The following is a 3,482-nucleotide window of genomic DNA, read 5'->3' on the forward strand; positions in this document are numbered from 1 at the left end:
GGATTGGAAAATTATTACTGGAGGATATAGTCATTTGGCAGCAATTAAAAATGATGGGAGTTTATGGGCTTGGGGATTTAACTATCTCGGACAATTAGGAGATGGAACATACAATGAAAAATGGGAGCCTGCCAGAATTGGTACAGACTCGGATTGGAAAATGGTTAGTTTAGGTACTGGTCATACAGTAGCTACTAAAAGTGATGGGAGTCTATGGACTTGGGGACTTAACTCTTCCGGACAATTAGGAATTGGATTTGAACGTATTAATCCTACACCACTTGATATTGATTTCAATTTAATTTACACTACTCCTACACCTACCGGAGAAGCGTTGCAACCGATATGTTCACCACTAGCTACTATTTCTTCTCTGCAAGCTACTGGGACTTCCATCAAATGGTATGATGTTGCATTTGGAGGTTTACCACTTGCCTCTTCAATACCTTTAGTTATTAATAAAACATATTATGCTTCTCAGACAATAAATGGTTTAGAAAGTAAGTCTCGCTTGATTGTAAAGGTTACTATTTCATTACCTACGGCTACGATTACAGCCGGTGGTCCGACTAGTTTTTGTTTAGGCGACAAGGTAACCCTAACGGCAAATGCAGGTAGTAGTTATTTGTGGTCAACAGGCGCCACCACTCAAAGTATAGAAGTAAAAACATCTGGTAACTATACGGTAAGTGTTACCAATGCAAACGGTTGTTCAGCCACCAGCACCGCCACCACGGTAAGGGTGAATCCTTTACCTATGGCTACGATTACTGCCGGTGGTCCGATTGGTTTTTGTTTAGGCGACAAGGTAATCCTAACGGCAAGTGTAGGTAGTAGTTATCTGTGGTCAACAGGCGCCACTACTCAAAGTATAGAAGTAAAAACATCTGGTAATTATACGGTAAGGGTCACCAATGCAAACGGTTGTATTGCCACCAGCACCGCTACCACGGTAACGGTGAATCCTTTACCTACGGCTACGATCACGGCTTCTGGTTCAACAGCTTTATGTGAGGGCGGAAAAGTAACCCTAACTTCGAGCGAAGGAAGTAGTTATTTATGGAGCACAGGAGCCACCACAAGAAGCATTGAGGTAAGTACATCCGGTAACTACACGGTAAGTGTTACCCTTACCAATGGCTGTAGTGCTACTAGCGAAGCTATTGCAGTAACAGTTAATCAAGTTGCTGCCACGATCACGGCTTCTGGTTCAACAGCTTTATGTGAGGGTGGTAAAGTAACCCTAACTTCAAGCGAAGGAAGCAGTTATCTATGGAGCACCGGAGCCACCACAAGAAGCATTGAGGTAAGCACAGCTGGCAATTATACGGTAAAGGTAAGCAATGCCAGTGGATGTTCAGCCACCAGCCCCGCCACGGCCGTAACGGTAAACTCCTTTCCCACTGCCACCATCACGGCCTCGGGCGCAACTACGTTCTGCCAGGGCGACAAGGTAACTCTTACTTCGAGCGAAGGCAGCAGTTATTTATGGAGCACAGGAGCCACCACAAGAAGCATTGAGGTAAGCACAGCCGGTAATTATACGGTAAAGGTGACCAATTCCGCAGGTTGTAGTGCCACTTCCACCGCCACCACGGTAAGGGTGAATGCTTTACCTATGGCCACGATCACGGCCTCGGGCGCAACAACCTTCTGCCAGAACGACAAGGTAACTTTAACGGCTAGTTCAGGTAGTAGTTATTTATGGAGCACAGGAGCAACTACAAGAAGCATCGAGGTAAGCACAGCCGGTAGCTATACGGTAAGGGTGACCAATTCTAATGGATGTTCGGCCACTAGCGCAGCTACTACGGTTACAGTTAGCCCCTTCCCAGCAGCTACGATCAGTGCAGGCGGGCCAACCACGATTACCCAAACAGGGAATGTGGTATTAAGTGCCAATACAGGAAGTGGCCTCAATTACCAGTGGATTAGAAACGGAGTAGCAATCAACGCTGCCACAACCAGCAGCTACACGGCTAGCACCGCTGGCAGCTATACCGTTAAAGTAAGCAATGCAACGGGCTGTGAAACCCTTTCTTCAGCTACGGTTATTAAGTCGGTCTTAGTATTACCCGCTAATAACTATCAAATAAACATTCAAGGTGAGACCTGCCGCGCGAGTGATAATGGAAAAATTGCTATCACAGCGGCTCAGAGCTTGAATTATACCGCAACTTTAAGCAAGTCTGGACAGACTGTAAAAACAGCTAATTTCAATACCAGCACCGATTTAACAGGTTTGCAATCAGGTAATTATACCTTATGCATAACGGTAGCGGGGCAAACAGAATATAAACAATGCTTTGATTTAACCATTACCGAGCCATTGGATCTATCGGTGTATTCGAAAGTGAATCCCACAAATAATACCATTGACTTATTGATGTCGGGTGGTGATACCTATTATATTACTCTAAATGGAGAAAAATATACGAGTTATACCTCAAAAATGAGCTTGGGATTAAAAGCGGGTTTAAATAAAATTACGGTAAACTCATCGCAAATATGCCAAGGTGTATATACGGAAGAAATATATGTGGATGAAAAGATACAAGCTTATCCTAATCCTTTTAAAGACATTCTTAACTTAAAGATTGAAAATCAGGAGAATAAAGAACTTTTGGTACGGGTAGTTGATCGATATGGTTTATCGGTTTATGAAGCGAAGCACTTGGTAATAAACAACTTGGTAAGCCTTGATTTGAGCAAATTAGACAATGACTATTATTTTGTAGTTATAGGCAAACATAGTTTTAAAGTAATAAAGCAATGAGAAGAATAGTATTTACACTAATCGTTTTAACAGTTATTAGTGCATGTGGTGGTAAAAAGCAGGCTCCTATTCCTGACCCATCAGCAGCAATATTAAATGCTCCTTTAAATAATGAGGCTTGTGTCACTGGGGTGACCTTATCAGACACAGAGAGTAAGATTAAATTGATTTGGAATTCTGCAGCCAATTCGGAAAGCTATGAAGTAAGGATTACCAATCTACTTACAAAAGCTGAACAAACGGAAAGCACTACTTCTACGAGCGCAGAAATAACCTTGAAGCGTAATACGCCCTATTCTTGGTTTGTTACTTCTAAATCAAGTAAAACTGCTACGACAGCTAAAAGTGCTATTTGGAAGTTTTATAATCCTGGCTTGGGCGCATCAAGTTTCCCACCCTACCCAGCAGAAATAGTGAGTCCGACGATGGGCCAAGCAGTGATTCTCAATGCTGGAAAAATCTCTTTCCAATGGAAAGGTTCAGACGCCGACAATGATCTTGTAAACTACGATGTTTATTTAGGCACAAGTTCTAATAATGTAACCCTGATTAAATCTCAGCATACCACAACAAGCCTAACAGATATATCTGTGAATGCTAACACGACCTATTATTGGAAGGTAATAAGCAGAGATGGAAAGGGCAATACCTCAGACTCTGGTTTGTATGAGTTTAAAAGTAATTGATAAGTAGTTAAACCCGAAGC

The 3,482-nt window shown here is 42.5% G+C and carries 2 protein-coding genes; both read left to right on the forward strand.

What is annotated here, in order from left to right; translation table 11 throughout:
- Positions 1 to 2,776 (forward strand): T9SS type A sorting domain-containing protein (locus ACIQ0D_RS12650; protein ID WP_395806165.1); only part of this gene is annotated, 2,776 nt, incomplete at its 5' end.
- Positions 2,773 to 3,462, forward strand: a complete 690-nt coding sequence (locus ACIQ0D_RS12655) for a hypothetical protein (RefSeq protein ID WP_395806166.1) — start codon at positions 2,773 to 2,775, stop codon at positions 3,460 to 3,462. The genes ACIQ0D_RS12650 and ACIQ0D_RS12655, both read left to right, overlap by 4 nt.
- The last annotated feature ends 20 nt before the right edge of the window (positions 3,463 to 3,482 follow it).

Origin of the sequence: Daejeonella sp. (assembly GCF_044342615.1) — a bacterium.
In the GTDB taxonomy this organism is placed as follows: Bacteria; Bacteroidota; Bacteroidia; order Sphingobacteriales; family Sphingobacteriaceae; genus Daejeonella.